The 24,449-nt window shown below is 36.0% G+C and carries 18 protein-coding genes; 12 read left to right on the top strand and 6 right to left on the bottom strand.

Annotation, left to right across the window (positions count from 1 at the left end):
- The first annotated feature begins 121 nt into the window (after positions 1 to 121).
- The 11 genes from ACTTG8_RS05015 to ACTTG8_RS05065 all read left to right on the top strand — a co-directional run bounded on the left by ACTTG8_RS05015 (position 122) and on the right by ACTTG8_RS05065 (position 13,402).
- On the top strand, positions 122 to 358 hold the full coding sequence (locus ACTTG8_RS05015; protein WP_442561026.1) for an ICEBs1 excisionase: 237 nt from the start codon (positions 122 to 124) through the stop codon (positions 356 to 358).
- 49 nt (positions 359 to 407) lie between these two features.
- Positions 408 to 1,475 (top strand): tyrosine-type recombinase/integrase, encoded by a 1,068-nt coding sequence (locus ACTTG8_RS05020; RefSeq protein ID WP_442561027.1) that lies wholly within the window; start codon positions 408 to 410, stop codon positions 1,473 to 1,475.
- Between the two features lie 2 nt (positions 1,476 to 1,477).
- A complete protein-coding gene (locus tag ACTTG8_RS05025) occupies positions 1,478 to 1,960 on the top strand; it encodes a plasmid mobilization protein (protein WP_442561028.1) in 483 nt (160 codons plus the stop codon).
- Positions 1,961 to 2,320: 360 nt separating this feature from the next.
- Entirely contained in the window at positions 2,321 to 2,629 is a 309-nt protein-coding gene (gene tenpIN, locus ACTTG8_RS05030; protein ID WP_442561050.1) for a type III toxin-antitoxin system TenpIN family toxin, read from the top strand.
- Positions 2,630 to 3,247: 618 nt separating this feature from the next.
- Positions 3,248 to 3,934, top strand: a complete 687-nt coding sequence (locus ACTTG8_RS05035) for a hypothetical protein (RefSeq protein ID WP_442561029.1) — start codon at positions 3,248 to 3,250, stop codon at positions 3,932 to 3,934.
- Positions 3,931 to 5,757 carry a site-specific DNA-methyltransferase gene (locus ACTTG8_RS05040; RefSeq protein ID WP_442561030.1) on the top strand — a complete coding sequence of 609 codons (1,827 nt, stop codon included), beginning with the start codon at positions 3,931 to 3,933 and terminating at the stop codon, positions 5,755 to 5,757. Before ACTTG8_RS05035 ends, ACTTG8_RS05040 begins: the two co-directional genes overlap by 4 nt.
- Positions 5,758 to 5,938: 181 nt before the next feature.
- Complete coding sequence (gene typA / locus ACTTG8_RS05045) at positions 5,939 to 7,771, top strand: translational GTPase TypA (RefSeq protein WP_442561031.1); 1,833 nt, start codon at positions 5,939 to 5,941, stop codon at positions 7,769 to 7,771.
- A 200-nt stretch (positions 7,772 to 7,971) separates the two neighbouring features.
- A complete protein-coding gene (thrS, locus tag ACTTG8_RS05050; RefSeq protein WP_442561032.1) occupies positions 7,972 to 9,789 on the top strand; it encodes a threonine--tRNA ligase in 1,818 nt (605 codons plus the stop codon).
- A gap of 70 nt (positions 9,790 to 9,859) precedes the next feature.
- Positions 9,860 to 12,088, top strand: a complete 2,229-nt coding sequence (locus tag ACTTG8_RS05055; RefSeq protein ID WP_442561033.1) for a diguanylate cyclase — start codon at positions 9,860 to 9,862, stop codon at positions 12,086 to 12,088.
- Between the two features lie 18 nt (positions 12,089 to 12,106).
- On the top strand, positions 12,107 to 12,697 hold the full coding sequence (locus ACTTG8_RS05060; RefSeq protein ID WP_442561034.1) for a hypothetical protein: 591 nt from the start codon (positions 12,107 to 12,109) through the stop codon (positions 12,695 to 12,697).
- A gap of 12 nt (positions 12,698 to 12,709) precedes the next feature.
- Positions 12,710 to 13,402 (top strand): 5'-methylthioadenosine/adenosylhomocysteine nucleosidase, encoded by a 693-nt coding sequence (locus ACTTG8_RS05065; protein ID WP_442561051.1) that lies wholly within the window; start codon positions 12,710 to 12,712, stop codon positions 13,400 to 13,402.
- 79 nt (positions 13,403 to 13,481) lie between these two features.
- Here ACTTG8_RS05065 and ACTTG8_RS05070 read toward each other — a convergent pair whose 3' ends face one another.
- The 6 genes from ACTTG8_RS05070 to glgB all read right to left on the bottom strand — a co-directional run bounded on the left by ACTTG8_RS05070 (position 13,482) and on the right by glgB (position 22,648).
- Entirely contained in the window at positions 13,482 to 13,751 is a 270-nt protein-coding gene (locus tag ACTTG8_RS05070) for a hypothetical protein (protein ID WP_442561035.1), read from the bottom strand.
- Between the two features lie 8 nt (positions 13,752 to 13,759).
- Positions 13,760 to 16,255, bottom strand: a complete 2,496-nt coding sequence (locus ACTTG8_RS05075) for a glycogen/starch/alpha-glucan phosphorylase (protein WP_442561036.1) — start codon at positions 16,253 to 16,255, stop codon at positions 13,760 to 13,762.
- Positions 16,256 to 16,442: 187 nt separating this feature from the next.
- Positions 16,443 to 18,323 carry a glycogen/starch synthase gene (locus tag ACTTG8_RS05080; RefSeq protein ID WP_442561037.1) on the bottom strand — a complete coding sequence of 627 codons (1,881 nt, stop codon included), beginning with the start codon at positions 18,321 to 18,323 and terminating at the stop codon, positions 16,443 to 16,445.
- A gap of 79 nt (positions 18,324 to 18,402) precedes the next feature.
- Positions 18,403 to 19,521 carry a glucose-1-phosphate adenylyltransferase subunit GlgD gene (gene glgD, locus ACTTG8_RS05085; RefSeq protein ID WP_442561038.1) on the bottom strand — a complete coding sequence of 373 codons (1,119 nt, stop codon included), beginning with the start codon at positions 19,519 to 19,521 and terminating at the stop codon, positions 18,403 to 18,405.
- Positions 19,522 to 19,542: 21 nt separating this feature from the next.
- A complete protein-coding gene (locus ACTTG8_RS05090) occupies positions 19,543 to 20,730 on the bottom strand; it encodes a glucose-1-phosphate adenylyltransferase (RefSeq protein WP_442561039.1) in 1,188 nt (395 codons plus the stop codon).
- Positions 20,731 to 20,764: 34 nt separating this feature from the next.
- A complete protein-coding gene (gene glgB, locus ACTTG8_RS05095; RefSeq protein ID WP_442561040.1) occupies positions 20,765 to 22,648 on the bottom strand; it encodes a 1,4-alpha-glucan branching protein GlgB in 1,884 nt (627 codons plus the stop codon).
- A 185-nt stretch (positions 22,649 to 22,833) separates the two neighbouring features.
- Here glgB and dnaX point away from each other — a divergent pair, with 185 nt between their 5' ends.
- On the top strand, positions 22,834 to 24,408 hold the full coding sequence (dnaX, locus tag ACTTG8_RS05100) for a DNA polymerase III subunit gamma/tau (protein ID WP_442561041.1): 1,575 nt from the start codon (positions 22,834 to 22,836) through the stop codon (positions 24,406 to 24,408).
- Positions 24,409 to 24,449: the final 41 nt, after the last annotated feature.

Here is a 24,449-nt window from a genome sequence, read left to right on the forward strand (position 1 = left end):
AGGCAGAAAATTTATGCTGTGTTTCAGTTCTTTCCTCATGTTTAGTTCCAGGTATTAGTTTGAAGTATACATATCACATTTCTTTTGAAGTGCATAAATATTTTATGTGGAGGAGTATGATATGAACACGCTTTATTTTACAGCCAAGGAAGTTGCAGTGATGCTCGGAGTGTCAAAGGGCAAGGCTTACGGAATAATAAAGGAGCTGAACTGTGATTTGGAGAAAGAAGGCTATCTTGTGGTGGCAGGAAAAGTTCCGAGGGCATACTTTGCCAGTAAGTATTATGGGGGAATTGAAGGCAACCTTTCAGTAAACCTTAATGAAACAGCAGGCTCTGAGTGCCAGCCTGAAATGTAGGAAGTTAATATGAAGATAAAGGTCAGATTAAAGAAAGGAGAGGCATTTTATGGCATCTTTCAAACAGGAGACAAATAAAAAGTGGTCTGTACAGTTTTATTATAAGGATTTTACTGGAAAGACACAGAGAAAGCACAAGTACGGTTTTAATACAAAAAAGGATGCAAAGCTCTGGGCGGAGGAGTTTATCAGGAGAGAAGAAGGAAATATAAATATGAACTTTGAGTCGCTTTATGAAGAGTATATTTCCGACATAAGCCAAGACCTTAGGGAGAGTTCCCTTAAGGTAAAGAAGAATATAGTGGAAATGTACATACTGCGGTACTTCAGGGGTATTAAGCTGTCCAAGATAGACTCAAGGTTCATAATGAAATGGCAGGTTGAGATTAAGAAGAGAAGACTTTCGGATTCATATCTCAGTACGATAAACAGCCAGCTTAGTGCCATATTTAACTATGCATGCAGGGTTTATAACTTACCTAACAATCCATGTAAGATGGCAGGAACTATGGGGAGAAAGCGGAAGGGTAACATCGGTATCTGGAGTCAGGAGGATATGGACGCTTTTCTTGAGGCGGTATCTGACAAGACAGAAATAAGATATGCATTTTTTCTTATGTACTGGACAGGTATCAGAGTAGGAGAGCTTTTAGCCCTAACTGTTAGTGATTTGGACTTTGATAAGGGAACTTTAAGCATAACAAAGTCACTAAACCGTACAGGTGGCAGGGATATAATTACTCCACCTAAGACAGAGGCAGGAATAAGAACCATACACCTGCCTGAGTTCGTGCTTGCTGAGATGAAGGAGTACTGTGACAAGCTATATGGAAGGACTGAAAGTAACAGGCTGTTCACTGTAACGAAGAGCCATCTTGAGAAAGAGATTAAGAGGGGAGCAGGTATTGCAGGTCTTAAGCGTATAAGAGTGCATGATTTACGCCACAGCCATGTGTCCATCCTAATCTCAAGAGGCGTAAATATAGGTGTCATAGCAAAACGCCTAGGTCACGAAAGCATAAGGACTACGCTTAATACTTATGCCCATATATTTGATGAAGATGCAAAGAAGGTTGCCGAAATACTTGATAATGGTTATACGGGAGGTAATGAATAAAAATGCCAGGGATACATAAGAATAAGACGGTAGCTTTCCGTCCGAGTAAATGTGAGCGGATTATGATAGAGGAGAAGGCAGCCTTAAGCGGTCTTACTAAAAAGGACTTTATAACAAGGAGTTGTATCAATTCAAAGATTTGTGTTGTCGGCAGTATTGAGAACATAAAATATATCTTAGATGCCGTAAGAGAAATGAGATACAGCCTTATAGAGATAGGAGAGAGGCTAAGCAGTGAAAAGCTGGCGGAAGGAGGAGGTAATGCAGGAGAGCTTCCACTTTCTAATGACACTTTAATTGAAATGTCGTTGCGGTATGCCGTTTTATGCTCTATAATAGTAGATATTTTAGACGGAAGTGCGTATTTATTTGATAAGGAAGCCCCAGAAAGGGTTAGTGCCAGTGAGAGGCTTGCCCATATTGAAGAACTTATTGATTCGGTAGAGAAGGATGGGGTAGAAATGGAGACTAAGGAAATTTTGTGAAGTTATGTCAATTTTACTGCCTATACTGAAGTTTGAGTTAGGATAAGCTTGACATAATATAGTCTATATGCTATGCTGTTATCAGATAAGACTCATAGAGCGTGAGTATAAAGAAAACTCAATAGAAGATTTGGTCATAGAGCGTGACCAAGTAAAATAAAAGAAAAGCTCACCGAGAAGACAACTCCTGTTTACAGGGGTTGTTTTTATCATAGGAGAAAAGATGGCTAAGAAGAGGTTTGTATTTTTATCAAATGAATTTTATAGTATATATACTGCAACTGAGTATCCAGAAATGGAGCAAAAGCAAATAGAACATATATTCAGGCTTGTGTTGAGATAGATGGTGTTCAATTTGCTATCCCTTTGAGGTCTGATATAAACCATCCCCATGTTTTGTGGACTGATAAAGCTAATCATTGCGGAGTTGATTTTTCAAAGGCGGTGGTAATTAAAAGGGAAAGCTATATTGATATGAACATAGAACCATATTTAAGACAGAAAGAGTTTGATGCTTTGCGAGGAAAAGATTATAAGATTAAGTGTAAAATGCAAAAGTACATTAAAAAATATAAAGAAGCAAAGCAGGATTTGAGTAAGCCTGTAAATCAGAGACTTGTACAGTATTCAACTCTCCAATATTTCGAGGAAGATTTGGGCGTTGATTAAATTTATGAAAAAATATACCAGCTAATGTGTATAAAATAGCTAAAAGCCTGTGAAGGGATATAAATGAGGCACGGGCTGTTTCTGGGATAAAAGAGTAAAAACAGTGTGTACCAGACAGCACCAGAATGAAAAAAGGCTTTAATATTGTCTGAAAAACGATGGGATGTATGGAAAATGACCAATGTTCAGAAGAGCTTGAATAACATAAAGTAACGCCACAAATCCAGTATTTATAAGGATTTGTGGCGTTTTTTGGTGTGCTTTGAGTACGGAGTGAGTACTGTCAATCACGCTTAAATTTTGTACATTTTATCAACGTGATTAACATTAGGGGCAGGTAGGAAACAGTGGTTTATAGTCACAGAGTAAACCACCAGCTAAGCTAGTGGTCATGATTTTACTGTTTGAGAACTCGAAAGTTCCGTTTTACATTGCGATTGTCAGATGATATACTAATAAATAGAGAGACAATGATGATATTTGTTGTAAATTCAACTATTTGAATTGTTCAAGCGAAGGATTTGAGATGGTAGTATCCTACAACAAACTTTGAAAATTGTTAATTGATAATTTACATAAAACATTAAAGGATAACTTAAAAATGGGAGGATTTTTGTAATGGAAGAAATTATGACAGTTAGCATTGAGTTAGAAAAGGAGGCAGAACGCATTTCAAAATTTCGTAGCAAAATGAAGGCCTATCTAACAAGATTTGGTGCATGTTATGACAAATTTACAATTACAGAAAATGATACTTTGCTTGGCTATATTTCTGAAACTGCAGTGTCAAATTACCTTTTAGAGAACTATGGTGATAAAATTGAAGTAAGACGATGGGCAGATTTGTTTGACTTGAACAGGATAGAGAGTGCAGTTGAGAATAATAACAGTGCCAAGGAAGAAGTCGAATATGTTAAAAGCTATTTTTATGACAAATACGATTTAGAAATAGTAGAAAAAAAGAGTGGAAAAACTATTTTTGTAGATGTAAAAACAGCGGAAACAAGCAAAGAACCACAATTGACGTGGAATTTTTTATATCCTGTAGTGCAGAATCAGAGAGAAGGAAAAGACTGTGTTATTCTATGCTACTATTATAAAATAGCGAATCTGAAAAAAATAATATTGGTAGGATATATATCGGAGGAAGAAATATCTCGTAAACATATATTAAGAGCAGGAAGTCGAACAAGGTTTGGAACTTTAAATCAAATCGATAATTATGAAACAAAAGTCACTGACTACCAACGATTGGCGAGAATGCTTAATATCTATTACGGATATATAAGGAGAGAACCAGAATGAATAAGATGAGATGTGAAACAGTTGATGGAAGGATAAGAAATATAGCGACATTAAAAACCTTGTTCCCCAGTTGTGTCACAGAGTGCGAGGGAGAGAATGGTCAGATTGAAGAACGTGTGAATTATGCTGCACTTCGACAAATGTTTGGAGAAGGCATTTCTAAAGAAGGGGAATCATATGAATTTACTTGGGTGGGCAAAAAAAATGCTTTTGTAGCAGCAAACAGCCCAACTAGATCTACACTTCGACCAATAGTTGAAGAGAGCATAGATTGGGATTCAACCGGTAATATTTTTATAGAAGGAGATAATCTTACGGTACTTAAATTACTTCAGGAAAGTTATTTAGGTGCGATTAAGATGATTTATATTGATCCTCCATACAATACAGGTGGAGATTTTATATATGCTGATGATTTTAAAATGGATGTTGATGAGTATAAGGAGTTGATTGGATTGCAAGATAGTTCCGACAACCGTCTATTCAAAAATACAGATTCAAACGGACGATATCATTCTGATTGGTGTTCAATGATTTATGCAAGATTGATTCTAGCAAGAAATTTATTGACAGACGATGGAGTGATATTTATTTCATTAGATGACAACGAGCAAGCTAATATGAGGAAAATCTGTGATGAAATTTTTGGAGAGGGGAATTTTATAGCTCAATGTGTACGAAAAAGAAGAGATAGCCAGGCAAATTTGTCAAAGAATATATCACCGATACATGAGTACATGTTTATTTATGCAAAGAAAAAGGGAGATATTTTAAATCGTGTAAAAGCCAACATAGATGAGAGTGAGTATAAAAATCCTGATAATGATCCACGAGGAGCTTATAAAACAATGCCTTGTACTAATAAAGGGGGTGTGGTTTATACAGTTACGACTCCGACAGGTAAAGAAATAACTGAAGAGTGGAGATTTAAGCAGGAAACATATTATTCATTGCTTAATGATAATAGGCTTGTTTTCCCAAAAGGTGGTGAAGGAAAACCTAGATATAAACTGTTCTTAAGTGAAAAGATGGAAGAAGGACAGTTAGCTAATACATGGCTGGATAATCTTGCATCTAATCAGGAGGCAACTAGAGAATTAAAAGCTATATTTGGGGATAAAGTCATTTTTGATACCCCTAAACCACTTGGACTGTTGAAGTTTTGTTTGGAACTTGCCTCAGACAAAGACAGTATTATTCTAGATTTTTTTGCGGGTTCTTGTAGCACAGCACATGCTGTTATGCAATTAAATATGGAGGATGGTGGTAATAGAAAGTATATTATGGTACAGATTGATGAAAGCTGCGATGAAAAATCTGATGCGTATAAGCAAGGATATGAAACAATAAGTGCTATTGGAAAAGAACGTATTAGGCTAGTTTCGGATAGTATTAGAAAAGACAGTGCGAATACAGATTTAGGAGTGAGAATATTTAGGGTTTCTGATTCAAATATGAAAGATGTTTATTTCTCACCAGCAGACATAGAACAGTCCTTGTTGTCAATGCTAGAGTCAAACATAAAAGAAGATAGAACAGATTTGGATCTTTTGTTTGGTTGCCTTCTTGAATGGGGACTTCCATTATCATTACCTTACAGTTCTGAGAAGATTGAAGGTTATACTGTTCATAACTACAATGCCGGAGATTTGATTGCTTGCTTTGATGAGAATATTCCTGATTCTGTAATTAAGGAGATTGCAAAGCAGCAGCCTCTTAGAGCAGTATTTAGAGATAGCAGTTTTGCAGGAAGTCCATCAAAGATTAATGTAGGTGAAATCTTTAAGATTATGGCACCAGATACAACAGTAAAAGTAATATAATAAGGAGAATTAAGCTACAATTTAAGCATCAGAAGTTTTAGGCTGATGTTGCAAAAGCTGAGTAGATGTTTTTACAGGGCAGCAAAATGGTTACTTTTAAAAATTTTCCTTGAAAAATCCCTCAAATATGATACAATTAAAAAGTTAACCTACTATAAGTATTTAGAATGAGGTAAAAATAATGGCTTTAGCTAAAAGAAATGATATTAGGAATATTGCAATTATAGCCCATGTAGACCATGGTAAGACTACACTTGTAGATGAACTTTTGAAACAAAGTGGTGTATTTAGAGTAAATCAGGAAGTAGCCGAGCGTGTAATGGACTCAGGTGATATAGAGAGAGAAAGAGGAATCACCATACTTGCAAAGAATACAGCTGTTACTTACGGAGATGTAAAGATAAATATTATAGATACTCCAGGTCATGCCGACTTCGGTGGAGAGGTTGAGCGTGTGCTAAAGATGGTTGATGGAGTTATATTAGTAGTGGATGCTTTTGAGGGAGCAATGCCACAGACAAGGTTTGTACTTACAAAGGCACTTGCACTTGATCTTCCTGTTATATGCTGTGTGAATAAGGTAGACAGACCTGAGGCACGTCCGGCAGAAGTAGTAGATGAGGTGCTTGAACTCTTGCTTGAACTAGATGCAAATGAAGAACAGCTTGACTGCCCATTTATATTTGCCTCAGCAAAATCAGGTTATGCATCTCTTGATGCAGACGTGAAGGGAACAGATATGAAACCTTTGTTTGAAACCATTCTTTCACATATACCTGCACCTGAGGGAGATAGTGATGCACCTTTACAGACTCTCATAAGTACTATAGATTATAATGAGTATGTCGGTCGTATAGGTATAGGCAAGGTAAGCAACGGTACCATTAAAGTAAATGGTGAAGTCATGCTTGTAAATCATCATGATGTGTCCAAAAAACAGAGGGTAAAGGTAACAAAACTTTATGAGTTTGAGGGATTAAATAAGGTAGAGGTTGAAAGTGCTACGGTAGGTGCTATTGTTGCTGTTTCAGGTATTTCAGATATACATATAGGAGATACTTTATGCGATGTAAATAATCCTGAGGCAATTCCTTTCCAGAAAATATCCGAACCTACACTTGCAATGAATTTCATAGTAAATGACAGTCCTTTTGCAGGAACAGAGGGAAAGTTTGTGACTTCAAGGCATCTGAGAGACAGGCTGTATAAGGAGTTAAATACAGATGTAAGTCTTAGAGTAGAAGATACAAGTACAACAGAGGCTTTTAAGGTTTCAGGAAGAGGCGAACTTCATCTGTCTGTACTCATTGAAAATATGCGTCGTGAGGGCTTTGAGTTTGCAGTAAGTAAGCCTGAGGTATTATATAAAGAAGATGAAAAAGGTGGTACACTTGAGCCGGTAGAGCAGGCTATTATAGATGTGCCTGAAGAATTTTCCGGAGCAGTAATTTCTAAGCTGTCTGAGAGAAAGGGTGAGCTTAGAAATATGACTACAAACGCAAGTGGTACTACAAGGCTTGAATTTATGATTCCTTCTCGTGGACTCATTGGATATAGAGGTGAATTTCTTACCGACACCAAGGGAAATGGTGTGATTAATACTATCTTTGAGGGATATGTACCTTTTAAGGGAGAGATAAGTTATCGTGGACAGGGTTCTCTCATTGCGTTTGAAACCGGAGTGAGTGTAACTTATGGACTCTTCAATGCACAGGAGAGAGGTACACTTTTTATCTCGGCAGGAGAGAAAGTTTATAGCGGTATGATAATCGGGCAGAACGGTAAGGCAGAGGATGTAGAGGTAAATGTATGTAAGACAAAACATCTCTCTAATACCCGTTCATCAGGCTCTGATGATGCGCTTAAATTATCGCCTCCAAAGATACTTAGTCTTGAGCAGGCAATAGACTTTATAGAAACAGATGAACTTCTTGAGATTACTCCTAAGAATTTAAGAATAAGGAAGAAAATTTTAGACCCTCTTGCAAGAAAAAGGGCAGGAAGAAAGAATTAATTATCCTATTGTATTATATGAAATAAAATTTTGTAACCTATGGTGTGAATAATTTAGATTGCTCAAGGTATTAGGGGCAGTTTTAAAGGTTTTGAGGTTTGTATTATCCTAAGAAAAGGTGTATAATGTTTGAATAAGCATTTATAAGTTTTTAGTAAAGGCTTAGTTCGGGTTAAGGTAAGTTTACAAGGAGAATTGAGATGGAAAGAGAAGAGTTTTTACAGGTGTATCGTCATTCACTCGCTCATGTGCTTGCTAAGGCGGTATTTGAGATATTCGGTGAGAGTGTTCAGATAGCTATCGGACCACAGATAGATGATGGTTTTTACTATGATTTTGTACTTCCAAGGGCAGTTACGGAAGATGACTATAAAGTTATTGAAGATAAGATGCGTGAGATTTTAAAACGCAAAGAAACGTGGACAAGGACGGAGCTTTCAAAAGAAGAGGCTCTTGAGAAATTTAAGGATCAGAAGTTTAAGGTTGAAATTATTAACGAACTTCCGGAAGATGCTACTATTACTACTTATAATACAGGTGATGATTTCTGTGACCTTTGCCGAGGACCTCATATTGAAAACTCTGCAGAGCTTTTAAATGTAGCTTTTCAGGTAAAATCTGCCTCAGGTGCTTATTGGAGAGGTGATGAGAAGAGGGATAGACTTCAGAGAATTTATGTGTATGCTTTTCCAACAAAGGATGAACTTAAGGCACATTTAAACCTTATAAAAGAAGCACTCGAAAGAGATCATAAGAAACTTGGTCCAAAGCTTGACCTCTTTATGTTTAATGAAACAGCACCGGGTATGCCGTATTGGCTGCCAAGAGGCTGGAGGCTTTATCAGGAGCTTATTAATTTCTGGAGAAAGATCCATGTTAAGCATGGCTATCAGGAAATATCCGCACCTGTTATCAATAACCGTAAGCTTTGGCTTATAAGCGGTCACTGGGCTCATTATGTAAACAATATGTTTATAGTACCCGGATTTGAAGATGACCTTACGGAGAGAACCTTACAGAACATAGAGCTTGATTCAGACTCAACCTTTGCAGCAAAGCCTATGAACTGTCCAAATGCTATGCTTACCTACAAGCGTACTGTGCATTCTTACAAGGAACTTCCAATCAGATATAATGAAATAGATGTAATACATAGAAAAGAAAAATCAGGCCAGTTGAATGGACTTTTTAGAGTTCAGGAATTTAGGCAGGATGATGACCATACTTTTGTAATGGAATCTCAGATAGAGGAAGAGATTGCAGATGTAATGGAAGTAGCAGACCAGATTTACAATACTTTCGGTATCACATATAGGGCAGAACTTTCTACAAGGCCAGATGATTTTATGGGAGATATTGAGGTATGGAATCGTGCTGAAGCCGCACTTAAGAAGATACTTGACAAGAAGTATGGCGAAGGTGGCTATGAAGTAAATGAAGGTGATGGAGCTTTTTATGGTCCTAAGATTGACCTCCAGATTAAGGATGCACTTGGAAGAGAATGGCAGTGTGGTACTATCCAGCTTGACTTCCAACTTCCACATAACTTTGAGCTTACTTATCAGGATAGTGACGGTACTATCAAAGAGCCGGTAGTTATCCATAGAGCTATTTTCGGTTCTTTTGAAAGATTTATAGGTATTCTTATTGAGAACTATAAAGGAGAATTTCCATTCTGGATTTCTCCATATCAGGTAGCTATTGTTCCTATTAGAACAGAGCATAATGAGTATGCTAAGGAAATAGAGGACAGGCTTTATGAGATGGGCATTCGTGTAGAGGCAAACTATGATGACAAGAACATGAATGAAAAAATAAAGGGCTTTAAGCTGATGAAGGATCCTTATATCATAGTGGTTGGTGATAAGGAGAAGGAAGAGGGTACAGTTTCTATAACTGTTCGTGGACAGAAACAGCAGATGCATGGAGTTCCGCTTGAAACTTTCTACAAGATGGTTGAAAAATTGCAGCAGACTAAGGCTCAGCAGCTAATAAAAGATGTATCTGAAATTGAATAAGCAATAAAGGTTTTGGTGACTTGAGATGTAGGTTTGTTATATGCTTGTAGAAGGCAAGTAAAGGAAAAGTATGGATAAAGAAAAGTATATTGCATTAAAAGCAGAGGATGTTCACAGAAGACTTATAACGGATGTGGCATTAAATATGGATAAGGCGGAAGAGTTCCTTGAGGAGCTTACTGCTACAGATAGGTATAAGGAAGACCATATATTCCGCGCGAGTATCGAAACTTCCAAAGTATATATACTTTCAATTAAAGGTAAGACATCGGAGGTAATCAAGAGATGTAGCCATTTGATAGAAGTAGCTATAATACTTCAAGAATGGGAACTGCTTTCTTTTGATTACAACATGATGGGAAATGCTTATTTTTTGTTAGGGCTGTATGAGAAGGCCTTAGAATATTATTATATATCTATTACATTGGAGAGAGAGCATGGTTTGAAAAATACCATGCCTGTTTCCTATGCCAATATAGGCTTAGTTTTCCTAAATGTTGGATTGTATGAGAAATCAATGGAATATCTTAGATTAGCATTAGGATATATTGAATATGCTGATAAGGATTATTTTAGGTTTAGGGAAAAGAAAATTCATATTCTTGCCGATATTATGACAGCTATAACCAAGATGGAAAATCCAAATATAGAAGAATTGAATGAAATATATAACCAGATTAATGAATTTGATCTTGAAGGAATTGATCAAAGCATTATCGATGTTTATTATATAGGATTAATGCATTATTATTTTTGGAAAAAAGATTATGATAAGGCAAAACAGGCATATTTTGATGCTATGAAATATGTTGCAAATGATCATATAAATAAGATAGCAATAGTATATTCTTTTATAGAAGAATGTGACAAACATGGGCTTGATGTTGAGTTTTTTGCGGATGAACTGATAGAAGCGGAAAAAATGGAGAAAAATGGAAATGCAATTGATGAGCCTGTAGTCTATAAAAATTTAAGAAAATATTATCTAAAGCAAGGTAATGAGCAAAAGGCAGATGAATTATATAAAAAATATATTGTTTTTCTTGAAAATGATATTGAGCTTTCCAAGAAAAAACAGGCCAATTCTATTCAGATAATTGAAAATGCCTTTAAACTTAATAAGGATATAGGGTTTGAAGAAGATAAGGATAAGGAATTTAAGCTGGTTGCAGAAGAAGCAATCAAAAATAAAAATGAACTTCAAAAGACTTATGACAGACTTAGGATAATACATGAGATAGGACTGAAACTCACTTCTTCAACAGATTTAAATGAAGTGGTAAAATTGATTTATAAAAATATTTGTGAAAATATTTTGGTAGATACTTTTATGTTTTTGGCAGCAGAGCCGGAAAATAATCAGTTGCGTTCACTTTTAAGCTACAATATGGGTGTGATGAGCGATGGTTTTACAATATCATTATCAGATAAAGAAAGTTCTTTTGTAAAATGTTGCTTGTACAATAAAATCATTACCACAGAAGATAATGATTTTGCACCATGCTTAGGAAGTATAGATGATGTGGAGCATCCACCGGATGAAGACGTTATGAGGTCTGCATTATTTATCCCACTAAGCATAGGAGATAAGGTTATAGGAGCTTATTCTATTCAGAGTAGATATCCAAGAGCTTATAAATCTGAAAATTTGGATTTTTTAAATGAATTGCATCCATATCTTGTTATTGCTTTAAATAATGCTATTCATTCAAGGAAACTCCAAAATGAGATAGAGAGAAATCAGGAAATACAAGAAAAATTAAAAGAAGCGAACTGTATGTTGAGTAGAATAGCAGGACTTGATGCACTTACGCAGATAAGTAACAGAAGAGAATTTACTGAAAAGTTTCATGCACTGCGAAAAGAGGCACTTAATGGAAAGAAGATGATAAGTGTATTTATGTTTGATATAGATGATTTTAAGAAATATAATGATACTTATGGACATCTTGCAGGTGATGATGCACTAAAGAGAGCTGCTAATATAATAAATAAAAATATTATTGAGAATAAAGGAGTTGCGGCTAGATTTGGTGGGGAAGAATTTATCAGTGCCTGTACAGGACTAACTGAACAAGAAAGCTATGATTTAGGAAATAGGATAAGGCAGGAAATATTTGACTTAGGTATAGAAAATAAAAATACGGAGTCCGGTATTTTAAGCATGAGTATAGGAATTGCAATCTCTAAGCCTAATAAGGTAATAACTAAGTCTGAAATTATGGGAATGGCTGATGAGATGTTGTATGAGGCTAAGAAAACAGGCAAGAATAAAGTTATAATGAAGGTATTGGAATGATACAAAGAAGGATTTTATATGAAGATTAAGATTATTATGCTTTATTTAATTTTATCTATAAGTTTGTTGACTGCTTGTGGAAGTAAGGGGTCTAAAAAAAATGATGAGGTAAAATTATCAGATGAATTTACCTTGGAGCAGAAGGAACTTGAAGGAGTTATAAAGAAAATAAATGTTTTGTTTGCAGCAGAAGTTACAAAGGCTAAGGTATCAGCATTAAGTGCAGATAAAAGAGGAGCATCATTAGGCTATGTATTAGACCAAGACGAAACGGAAAAATTAATCAATCTTTTTCAAAAAGAAGAGATAAAGGCAGTAGAGGTGAGTCAGTCTGAATATAATTCTACGGCAACTAGGGATAATTATGGCTACAGGGTGGAATTTGTAGATAGCATGGATAGATTTTATCCGGGAGCTTCAAGATTGACCTGCTTTACTACTACTAATTATAATTATCTTGCTGTAATAGGTGATGGTGGAGGTACTCAGTTTTATAGAATAGGGCTGACAGATGAAATTATATCATTCTTAAATGAGGCATCATCCAATAATTATAAGGCATCTAGGGGAAGAACCGGATGGTTTGATAAAGTATTTAATCAGAAATAAGGAGATATAATGATTATAGGCATAATAGGAGCAATGGAAGAAGAAGTATCTAAGCTCAAAATAGAAATGACAGAGGCTATAGAGAAAGAGAAGGCAGGAATGAAGTTCTTGTCAGGGAAACTATATGGCAAGGATGTAGTGGTAGTCAGAAGTGGAATAGGGAAGGTGAATGCAGCAATCTGTACACAGATTCTTATTGATGATTATAAGATTGACAGGGTTATTAATACAGGTGTTGCAGGTGCAATAAACGAAAACTTGGATGTTGGTGATATAGTCATTTCAAAAGACGCCCTTTATCACGATGTTGATGTGACTGGGTTTGGGTATGAGGAAGGTATTATACCTAGGATGAAAACCTCAACTTTTACAGCAGATAAGGATTTGGCGTTAAAGGCTAAAGAAATCTGTGAGAGGGTAAATTCTGATATTAAATGTTTTATAGGCAGGGTAGTGAGTGGTGACCAGTTTATCAGTGCTAAAGAGAAAAAAGCATGGATTAAGGATAAGTTTAATGGTTATTGTACTGAAATGGAAGGCTGTGGAATAGCACATACTGCATATCTAAATAAGGTTCCATTTGTAATAATAAGAGCAATTTCTGATAAGGCAGATGGAAGTGCTACCGTAGATTATAGTGAGTTTGAAATGAAAGCAATAGAGCATACTGTAAAGTTGATGGCTGAATTAATTAAAGAAATGTAAATAAAAAATGACACTGTGAAATGTTTTACAGTGTCATTTTTTATTATAAATTAATCATACAGTTTGTTACAAAATATTATTAATCTTCTTCAATGACTTCTATGTCTAGGGAGTCGAAGTCTATTTCGTCTATAAAATTATCTTTTGTAAATCTAGTCTTGCTATGTTTCTTAAAGTCATTGATATTTTTATTTAGCCAAATTGGTCTGCTAAGATCATAGGTATAGCAGATTTCGTCTAAGGCAGCAAATATTTTTTTTGTACGATTCAGGGAAGAATCGTTATTTTCAATTGTTATATTTTTAACCATCTTCCCTGAAATAATTATTTTTCCCCAAAGTCTAAACATACATCACCTTATTTAATTGGCGTAATGCCCCAAATTTCTTCTGCATATTTTCTGATAGCTGTATCAGCAGCAAATCTTCCGGCAGAAGCTATGTTTACAAGAGATTTTTTTGTCCAGTCTCTCTGATTTTTGTAGTCATTCATCATATCGTATCTAGCTCTGCAATAATCACCGAAATCAGCCATACACATATATGGGTCTGCTATACCATGGTCGCCTACTAGGAGGTAACGGTGTATGTCGGAGAAATCATTGCCATTTATTCCATTTTTAAGGTAGTCAACGGCTCTTTTAAGACGGTGGTTCTCTTCATAATATTTATAAGGATTGTAACCATCACGCCATTTATCTTCAACTTCCCTATCTGTCATACCGAAGATGTAGATATTGTCACGACCTACAGCTTCAGAGATTTCCACATTTGCTCCATCAAGGGTACCTATTGTGACAGCACCATTTATCATAAGTTTCATATTACCGGTACCTGAAGCCTCTTTTCCGGCAAGAGAAATCTGCTCAGATATATCGCTGGCAGGCATGATATGTTCAGCCATAGTAACCCTGTAGTTTTCAAGAAAGACTACTTGTAGCTTTTTGCTGATTATAGGGTCTTTGGCTATTTCTTCACCGAGGTTTACTATGAGTCTTATTATAGATTTAGCTCTGTCATAGCCAGGTGCCGCCTTTGCAGCAAAGAGGTATGTCTGTGGTACTATGTCTAAGCTAGGATTTTCCTTAAGGTCTAAGTAGAGAGCTATAATTTGAAGTGCATTTAACAGCTGGCGTTTATACTCATGAAGTCTCTTTACATGTACATCAAAAACAGAGTCTGGATTGATTTTTATTCCACTGTCCTGAAAGAGCAACTCTGCAAAATCCTTTTTGTTAGCTAATTTAATTTCAGCTAATTTATCCAAAATAGCATTGTCATTTTGGAAAGCAAGAAGTTTTATCAAATCCGGACCGTTCTTTTTATATGAAGTACCGATAATCTCATCTAAAAGTCCTGAAAGTCTTGGGTTAGACTGGCAGAGCCACCTGCGATGAGCTATACCATTAGTAACGTTTGTAAATTTATCAGGAGTATCATCATAAAAATCTTTAAATACAGATTTTTTGAGGATGTCAGAGTGAAGCTCAGATACTCCGTTTACATTATGTGAACCCATTATGCAGAGATTTGCCATATGTATAACGCCACCTGAAATTATAGCCATATGGGAACATTTGCCCCAGTCACCGGCAAATTTATCATATACATGTTTACAATGTCTTTCATTTAATTCATGAATAATTTGATAAATTCTTGGGAGGAGTCTCCTCATCATTTCCTCAGGCCATTTTTCAAGAGCTTCTGCAAGAACAGTATGGTTAGTATAAGCGAGAGTTTTGCTTATTATATTAAATGCATTATCCCAAGAATAGTGGTATTCATCCATAAAAATACGCATAAGCTCAGGCACTATCATAGCAGGGTGTGTATCATTGATATGTATAGCTACCTTATCTGCAAGGTTATCAAGAGAAGGATAGTATTTCATATGATCTGCAATTATGTTTTGTGCAGATGCAGATACAAGAAAATACTGCTGTTTAAGGCGTAGCTCTTTGCCTTCGTAATGGCTATCTCTTGGATATAGTACCTTAGAAATAAGTTCAGCCTTGTTATTTCCCATAGTTGCTCTTGCATAGTCACCTCTTGAAAATGAATTCATATCGAAGGTATCTATATCACGACTACGCCATACTCTAAGTACACTTACACCCTTGCTGTCGGCACCGGAAATCATCATATCGTAAGGCACAGCTTCAACTTCCTCACAGTCAACCTGTTCTGTAATAAGTCCGTTCTCGGTCCAAGTTTCATTGACATGTCCTCCAAACTTAACTACGAAGGTTTTATCTGTACGAGGAGATAGCCAAACCTCACCACCGGGAAGCCATACATCAGGAAGTTCCATCTGCCACCCTTCAACTATTTTCTGTCTAAACAGACCATACTCATAGAGAATTGAAAATCCGGTAGCAGGATAGTTAAGAGAGGCAAGGGAGTCCATAAAGCAGGCAGCAAGTCTTCCAAGGCCACCGTTTCCAAGACCTGCATCAGGCTCCATCTCATATAATTCATTCAAGTCATAGCCATGTTTTTTTAGTATTTCAGCATAAATATTTGTAAGGCCTAAATTATAAAGGTTATTTTTGAGAGAACGCCCAACAAGAAATTCCATGCAAAGATAATAAACTCTCTTTCCTCCGGATTTGTTGTTAGCTTCTTTAAATTCACGACGTTTTGCGAGTAAAATATCTTTAACCGTAATCGCAGTAGCTTTATAAATCTGATCTTTTGTAGCTTCTTCAAAAGAAGCACCAAAATGTCTTGAAAGTTTGTCTGTAATTGCAGCTTCAATTTGATCAAAGTTTGTAACAGAAGTTTGTACCGGCTTTATAGCAGGCTCAGCTACTTCCCTTACATGACCATGTTTTTTCTTAAATTTGTTTGACACAGTAACCTCATTTCCTAGGGTTATCCCTAAATATAAAAATAAATAAACACACTAATTATCACATAGAATTAAAATAAAAGCAAGTTTTTATGAAAAATAGCTGTAAGTCCGGACGGCAATCAAAACACCTTACCATATATTACTATATGAATAAGGTGTTTGAATTTTATAAAAATTAGTATATAGATTATCTTCCTATAAGCCAGCTATACATTTCATCATATTTATTCGCTGAATTAGCCCAGCTGAAGTCTATTGTTGCAATATATTTACGGAGCTTATCCCAATCTTCAGGCTTATTATAGTAAAGGTCAATGGAGCGGTAAATTGCATTTGCCATATCATCAGGATTATATGCTGCAAAAGTAAAACCGTTACCTTCACCAAAACTGCAGTCGGTAATAGAATCTCTAAGTCCGCCTGTTTCTCTTACAATAGGTACTGTACCGTAGCGGCAGGCTATCATCTGTGAAAGTCCACAAGGTTCAGCCTTACTTGGCATTAAGAACATATCAGCACCGGCATAAACCTTTCTTGACAGGTCTTTGTTATAGGTAATCATAGCAGAGACCTTACCATGATACTGATTCTGCAGCCAAATGAAGTAATCCTCATATTTTCTGTCACCCTTACCAAGTACAACAAGCTGTACTTCACAGTTTCTTACTATATTTTCCATTGCCTGAGTAATAAGATCAAGTCCCTTATGTGCCACAAGTCTTGAAATAATAGCTATAACAGGGATATTGGCATCCTCTCTAAGTCCTGCAAGTCTCTGGAGTTCTAATTTATCCTGAAGTTTTCCTGAAAAATCCTCAGGAGTAAAATTGTGTGATATGGCTATGTCTGTAGCAGGATTGTAACCTTCAGCATCTATACCGTTTAAGATACCCCTTGTTTTCCAGTTATTCTTTTTAATCATATCTTGAAGTCCATGTGCAAAAGCTGCATCTTCAAGTTCTTTTGCATAAGACTCACTTACAGTAGTTACGCAGTCACTTGTTTCAATAGCTCCTTTAACAAGATTTACACAGCCTTCATACTCAACAAAAGCACCGGCTTCAGGAGGAAGGTCAAATACGGTAGGCATGATTTTTAAATCATACTGTCCCTGATACTCAATATTATGTATGGTAAATATGAGTTTGATGTCATAATGGTACTTGCAATTATTATAAATTGGTATGAGAGCAGTCTGCCAGTCATTTGCATGAATAATATCAGGCATAAAGTCGATAAAGTAAAAACTATCCATTACCGCCTTAGAGAAAAATGCATAACGTTCACCATCATCATAAAAACCATAAAGTCCGTTACGATGGAAGTAATATTCGTTATCTATAAAATAATAGGTCACACCATCCTTTTTTAATTCGAAAAGCCCACAGTAAAGATTTCTCCAAGAAAGTCCTACATTGTAGTTGCAAAGATACTTTGCTTCATTTTTATATTGCTCACCCATATCACTATAGTAAGGCATCATAACTCTTACATCGTAATCACCTCTGGCAGCAAGAGCCTTTGGAAGGCTTCCAAGTACCTCTCCAAGTCCGCCTGTAGCAGCAAATGGGAGCACTTCAGAGCCAACAAAAAGAATTTTCTTTTTTTCTGGAGCAGCTTTATTAGATTTTTCAGCATCTTTTGTAATTTCTTTATTTATCATAGCAGCCACCTGTTCAACCTGTGTATTAGTTTCTTTAACTTCTTTTTTAGCCCGCTTAGTTTTGGCAGGCTCTTTCTTAACAGTTTTTTCAGTTTTCTTAGTCGTAGCCTTTTTCACAGTTTTTTTAGGCTTTTCTTCTTTTTTAGCCTCAGTATCTTTACGGCTCTTTTTAGCAGCCTTTTTACCATTGTCAGCTGTTTCCTTAGTCATTTCAGCTGATGGCTTTTCTGATTTCCCAAGTACTGTCCCTTTAACCTTTGTTTCTGAAGTATTGTCCTCAGCTTTTGTTACAGAAACTTTATTTTTAACAGCCTTGCTCTCTTCAGCCTTACTTTCTTCAACTTTTAAATTTTCAACTGTAAGATTTTTACTTTTTTCTGTTTCCTTTAGCTTATTTGTAGCCATTTTAACCTCCCTTTGAAAGAACCGATTATATGAGTCTAGGGTCAGAAAGCAAGTATGCTTTTTGACCCTTAATAGGTTACTATAAAATAGAATTCTTTTCAATAAAGAATGGATGTCCTTCACAGCCACTTAAGTATCTTCCACCACGCACAACTACTCTCTTGTCCATTACAAGGTAGTCGATGGATGAATTTCTTTCAAGCACACAGTCCTGCATAACTATACTGTTGCGGATAACTGCACCTTGTGAAACGGTTACATCTCTGAAAAGGATGGAGTTTTCTACTATACCATCTATACGGCAGCCATCTGCTATTATAGAGTTTTTCACTCTTGCATTAGGACCATATTTAGTAGGAGCAGAATCCTTGACTTTGGTATACACAGGGTAGCTTGCGCTATGGAAAAGCTGGCGTCTTGCATCTCTTTCAAGCAGAGCCATATTAGCCTCAAAATATCCTGAAAGAGAATCAATGCAGGATGAATGTCCTGTAAATTCATAGCCCATCACCTTATATTTTTCAAGACGAGGAGCAATTATATCCCTAGAAAGGCTTTCTGTACCATAAATAATGGAATCACGAACCAAATCTTTAAGGAGCTGGCTGTTGAAAACCCACACATTTAATGAAAAGTTCTTCTTGCCGCTGATAGATTTCTGAACTTTAAGGTCGGTAATTCTTCCTTCGGCATCTATTTCAAAGATACTGCTTGAACGCTCTATTGTGCGATTAGACTTATTTTCCTGATATACACCGGTTATATCTGCATTAGAAGCCTTATGGAACTCAATAATTTCATCATAAGGAAGGTTGCATACTATATCGCAGTCAGTCATAATAAAGTATTCTTCATCACAATGTTCTATAAATGAAATGGAGTTCTGAAGAGCTTCAAGTCTGTTTGTATAAAGAGGTCCGCTACCGGCCTCACCAAAAGGAGAAAGGATAATAACACCTTCATTTTTTCTGGCAAGATCCCAGTCTTTACCTGAACCTACATGTTTCATAAGACTCTGATAGTTTGATTTTGTAATGAGTCCGACTTTTGTAATTCCAGCATTTACCATGTTTGAAAGTACAAAGTCCACCAGCCTATATCTTCCACCAAATGGAACAGAAGCCATTGTACGGCCACTGGTCAGCTGTGAGACATTTCTATCGTGAATATTTGAAAAAACTAAACCCGCTGTTGCCATATTAACCTCATTTCTTTATTATTATTTTAAATCTTCTTCAACCATAACTCCTGCTTCAACCTTTTTGTTTTCAGCAATGGTTATGTTAGCACCGATTACAGTAATATCTTTAGTTGCATCGTCTTCACCAAGTACAGCATTATTTTCAATATTACAACCGACATCAAGGATGCTGTAATTGATTTCTGCATTTTCTCCTATTACTACATTTGGCATAATTACACTATTTTTAATAACAGTTCCCTTTCCTACTTTTATGCCTGAGAAGAGAACGGAGTTAATAACGGTTCCTTCTATGTCACAGCCTTCAGCTATAATGGAGTCTGAAATCTTAGCATCATTGCCGATATACTGTGGGTTGATAGGATCGTGACGGAAAGAAATTTTCCAGTCAGGATCTGAGAGGTCAAGCTCAGGAGACTCACCAAGAAGATCCATGTTTGCCTCCCAAAGAGAACGGATAGTTCCTACATCCTTCCAGTAACCCTTAAATGGATAAGCATAAAGTCCACGACCGTCCTCTATCATGGCAGGTATGATATTCTTTCCAAAGTCATTTGAAGACTTAGGATTTTCTTCATCAGCTTTAAGGTAGTTTACAAGTATATCTTTATTAAATATGTAAATACCCATAGAAGCCTTAGTGCTCTTTGGTTTAGCCGGTTTTTCAGCAAACTCTGTGATACGGTCATTTTCGTCTGTGGAAAGGATACCGAAACGCTTAGCCTCTTCAAGAGTAACTTCAAGTACGGCTATAGTAACATCTGCACCCTTTTCCTTGTGGAATTGCAGCATCTTATTATAATCCATCTTATATATATGGTCACCTGAAAGGATGATTACATATTCAGGGTCATATCGCTCTATGAAATTAAGGTTTTGGTAAATGGCATTGGCTGTTCCCTTATACCAGTCTGCACCTCTACTCTTCTGGTAAGGTGGAAGTATATGTACTCCTCCGTAGTTACGGTCAAGATCCCAAGGGGAACCATTGCCTATGTAATCATTTAACTCTAAAGGCTGATACTGTGTAAGTACGCCTACTGTATCAATATCAGAATTGATACAATTAGACAGAGGGAAATCTATAATCCTATACTTGCTACCAAAGTAAACAGCCGGCTTAGCTACTTTTTTGGTAAGAGTATAAAGTCTGCTTCCCTGACCGCCTGCAAGCAGCATAGCAAGACACTCTTTTTTTCTTAACATGATAAACCTCCTAATATAATTAAAATAATAAAATTTATGCAAGAACAACTGCAGCTAATGGTGGAATTGTAAGAGAAATATAATATTTTTTTCCGTTAATTTTGCCTTTTTTAGCAGTTATTTTTCCTTCATTAAGTAAACCGTTTCCACCATATTTAACATCATCTGTATTGAAAATTTCTTTATATGTTTTCTTTTTATCAATGCCGATATAATAATTTTCCCTTGTCACCGGTGAGAAATTTATGATAAAGACAACTTCTCTACCGGATTTTGCTATTCTCTTATAAGAAATAATATTATGGTCAGCATCGTCTGCGTTTAGCCAGGAAAAACCTGACCAGTCATCTTCTATTTCCCAAAGGGCTTTACGATTAAGGTAAAAATGATTTGCATCTCTTACAAAGTCATGAAGCTTACGATGTGATTCAAAATCTAAAAGATTCCAATCCAGTTCTTTGTTAAAGTTCCATTCATCAAACTGTCCAAGTTCACTTCCCATGAATATAAGTTTTTTTCCGGGATGGCTGAGCATATACATTAAGAAGCCTCTGAAACCGGCAAACTTCTGCTCATATTCTCCAGGCATCTTATTGAGTAATGAGCCTTTTCCATATACCACCTCATCGTGAGAAATAGGCAGTACATAATTTTCTGAATAGGCGTACATCATTGGGAAGGTAAGTTTCTGATGTTCAAATTTTCTAAAGTAAGGGTCAGTCTTTATATAAGAGAGACTGTCATTCATCCAGCCCATGTTCCATTTATAATGGAAACCTAAACCACCGTCTGTAGTAGGACGGGTAACTAAAGGCCAAGCTGTAGATTCTTCAGCCATCATCATAGTGCCGGGCATTTTAGTAGAGATTGCATGATTTAATTTTTGTAAAAATGCTATTGCCTGAAGATTTTCATGCCCGCCATGTTCATTAGGACACCACTGTCCGTCAGGTCTGTCATAGTCAAGATAGAGCATAGCTGCTACCGCATCCACACGAATTCCATCTATATGATATTCTTTAGCAAACATCATTGCACTTGAAACTAGGAAAGACTGTATTTCAGCTTTGCCAAAATCAAAAATGAGAGTTCCCCAAGACTTATGTTCACCTCTTAAAGGATTAGGATCTTCGTATAATGGAGTTCCGTCAAATCTGGCAAGGGCAAAGTCATCTTTTGGAAAATGTGCAGGTACCCAGTCGATAATTACCCCAAGTCCTGCTTTATGAGCCTTATTTACAAAATACATAAAATCAGCAGGGGTTCCGTATCTGGAAGTTACTGAAAAATATCCTGTTACCTGATAACCCCAAGAAGCCGGAAGAGGATATTCAGTTATAGGCATAAGCTCAAGATGGGTATATCCCATATCTTTAGCATATGGAATGAGCTGATCAGCTAAATCACGATAATTAAGAGGATTACCATCTTCATGCACCTTCCATGAACCTATATGCACTTCATAGATATTCATTGGAGCAGGAGCAAAAATATCAGCTTTATTTTTTATCCAGCTATCATCAGACCATTTAAAACAATCTTCTAAAAAATATACTTTTGAAGCTGTGCTTCCGTCAGTTTCGCTATGAAAAGCATAAGGATCCGCCTTGAAATGTACTGAATCGTCATAATGTGTAATAGCATATTTGTAAGCACTATATTCAGGAACATCAGGAATAAACACTTCCCATATTCCTTCACCTATGTTCTCGGCAGGAGCAGCGAATCTATCCCAGTTGTTGAAATCTCCAGCCACTGATACGCTCTTTGCATTTGGAGCCCATACCCTAAAAATCACGCCGTCTTTTTTTCTTTTGACAGCTTTATGGGCACCAAAGTAATCATAGGCAAAATAGTTTTCGCCTTCTTTAAAAAGCTTAATTTCTTTAGGAATGCTTTTTACTTTTGATTTGACCATATTTTGACCTTCCTTAGTTAATTTTAGTTGCAAAAAAGTAAATATACCTTTATATTTATTATACTTATAATTTATATTATTTACAAGGTTTTTATGCGTTTTATATAAAAAAATTAAAAATAATTAATAACTTTGTATATAATTATAACAAGGAGATTATTTAACATTGTATTTAGGAGGAAGAAATGTCATATATAGCACTATATCGGAAGTTCAGGCCTAAAGGATTTGACGAGGTAAAGGGTCAGGATCAGGTGATTGAGGTACTGAAAAATCAAATTAAGCATGATAAGATAGGCCATGCTTATATGTTTTCAGGAACTAGAGGAACAGGAAAGACAAGTGTAGCAAAGATATTTGCAAAGGCGGTAAACTGTGAGAATCCTAGAGAAGGAAGTCCTTGTGGAGTCTGTGAGACTTGTAAAAAGATAGGAGAGGGCAGGACTCTTGATGTAATAGAGATAGATGCTGCTACAAATAATGGCGTGGATAATATGCGTGAAGTTATTGAGGAAGTAAAATATTCTCCTGCAGATACAAAGTATAAGGTGTATATTATCGATGAGGTTCATATGCTTTCAAGCGGTGCTTTTAACGCCCTTTTAAAAACTCTTGAAGAACCTCCAAAGTATGCAATTTTTATTTTAGCTACCACAGAGCCTCATAAGGTACTTCCGACAATTAAATCAAGATGCCAAAAATATGATTTTAGAAGAATTTCGGTGGAAACAATAGCCGGCAGACTTAAAGAACTTATGGATAAAGAAGGAAATTCTTATGAAGAAGAGGCGTTGAAATTAGTAGCGAGAAAGGGAGATGGCTCTATGCGAGATTCCCTGAGTCTTTTAGATCAGTGTCTGGCATTTTCGTTTAATGAGACACTTACATATGATAAGGTAATTAATGTTATAGGTGCAGTGGATACAGATTTTTTTAATAAGCTGTATATAGCTATAAAAAGAGGAGATGTTTCAACCTGCATGGATGTAACGGAGAAAATATCCATGGATGGAATTGATATCGGGCAGTTTGCTCTTGATTTTACATGGTATTTTAGAAATTTATTGTTGTTAAAAGTATCAAGTACGGTGGCTGAAAGGATTGAAATAAGTACGGATAAGCTTGAGGAATTAAAAGAAGTGGCTAAGATTGGTGATGAAAATGATTTATATAGATATATAAGAATATTTTCAAAATTATCTTCTGAAATCAAATATTCGACTTCTAAAAGAGCAGAGCTTGAAATTGCACTTATCAAACTTTGTAAGCCTGAGATGGAAGAGGATAAGGAGAGCTTAATAGCAAGAATAAATAAACTGGAAGAGATAATTGAAAATGGTAAATTTAGTGAAATTAAAAAAGTGGATATAATTGAGGATGAAGTACAGGAAATAAAGAGTGAAGAGAAGATAGAGATAAAGAAGGCTCTTCCTGAAGATATAAAGAAGATAGCGGTTTCGTTTGGACAAATAATGGCAAATAGGAAGATAAAAAATCCTCTTAAAACAGTATTGTTTAACACAATACCTTATTATTCGGAAAAGGATAAGATGTTAGTCCTTACAGTTAATGAAGAGTTTGATAAAAAATGGCTTGACAGGGAGGAGAGTATAGACCTAATTAAAAAGGTTATTTTTGAGGAATTAGAGGTGTCAGTTGATATTAAGATTAAATTTGAAAATGATGCTAGACATAGTGGAGATTTGAGTATGACAGGATTTGATAAGGTTGCTCCGGGATTATTGACATATGAGGATTAAACGGAGAAGAGGTGCATAAGTGCCTCTTTCCTTATGTAATG

The organism is Catonella sp. (genome assembly GCF_052173895.1).
Lineage (GTDB): Bacteria > Bacillota > Clostridia > Lachnospirales > Lachnospiraceae > Catonella.

Bases quoted from the DNA above. Each gene is read 5' to 3' on its own strand.
- ACTTG8_RS05015 (WP_442561026.1), top strand. From the start codon at position 122: ATGAACACGCTTTATTTTACAGCCAAGGAAGTTGCAGTGATGCTCGGA.
- ACTTG8_RS05020 (WP_442561027.1), top strand. From the start codon at position 408: ATGGCATCTTTCAAACAGGAGACAAATAAAAAGTGGTCTGTACAGTTT.
- ACTTG8_RS05025 (WP_442561028.1), top strand. From the start codon at position 1,478: ATGCCAGGGATACATAAGAATAAGACGGTAGCTTTCCGTCCGAGTAAA.
- ACTTG8_RS05035 (WP_442561029.1), top strand. From the start codon at position 3,248: ATGGAAGAAATTATGACAGTTAGCATTGAGTTAGAAAAGGAGGCAGAA.
- ACTTG8_RS05040 (WP_442561030.1), top strand. From the start codon at position 3,931: ATGAATAAGATGAGATGTGAAACAGTTGATGGAAGGATAAGAAATATA.
- typA (WP_442561031.1), top strand. From the start codon at position 5,939: ATGGCTTTAGCTAAAAGAAATGATATTAGGAATATTGCAATTATAGCC.
- thrS (WP_442561032.1), top strand. From the start codon at position 7,972: ATGGAAAGAGAAGAGTTTTTACAGGTGTATCGTCATTCACTCGCTCAT.
- ACTTG8_RS05055 (WP_442561033.1), top strand. From the start codon at position 9,860: ATGGATAAAGAAAAGTATATTGCATTAAAAGCAGAGGATGTTCACAGA.
- ACTTG8_RS05060 (WP_442561034.1), top strand. From the start codon at position 12,107: ATGAAGATTAAGATTATTATGCTTTATTTAATTTTATCTATAAGTTTG.
- ACTTG8_RS05070 (WP_442561035.1), bottom strand. From the start codon at position 13,751: ATGTTTAGACTTTGGGGAAAAATAATTATTTCAGGGAAGATGGTTAAA.
- ACTTG8_RS05080 (WP_442561037.1), bottom strand. From the start codon at position 18,323: ATGGCTACAAATAAGCTAAAGGAAACAGAAAAAAGTAAAAATCTTACA.
- glgD (WP_442561038.1), bottom strand. From the start codon at position 19,521: ATGGCAACAGCGGGTTTAGTTTTTTCAAATATTCACGATAGAAATGTC.
- ACTTG8_RS05090 (WP_442561039.1), bottom strand. From the start codon at position 20,730: ATGTTAAGAAAAAAAGAGTGTCTTGCTATGCTGCTTGCAGGCGGTCAG.
- glgB (WP_442561040.1), bottom strand. From the start codon at position 22,648: ATGGTCAAATCAAAAGTAAAAAGCATTCCTAAAGAAATTAAGCTTTTT.
- dnaX (WP_442561041.1), top strand. From the start codon at position 22,834: ATGTCATATATAGCACTATATCGGAAGTTCAGGCCTAAAGGATTTGAC.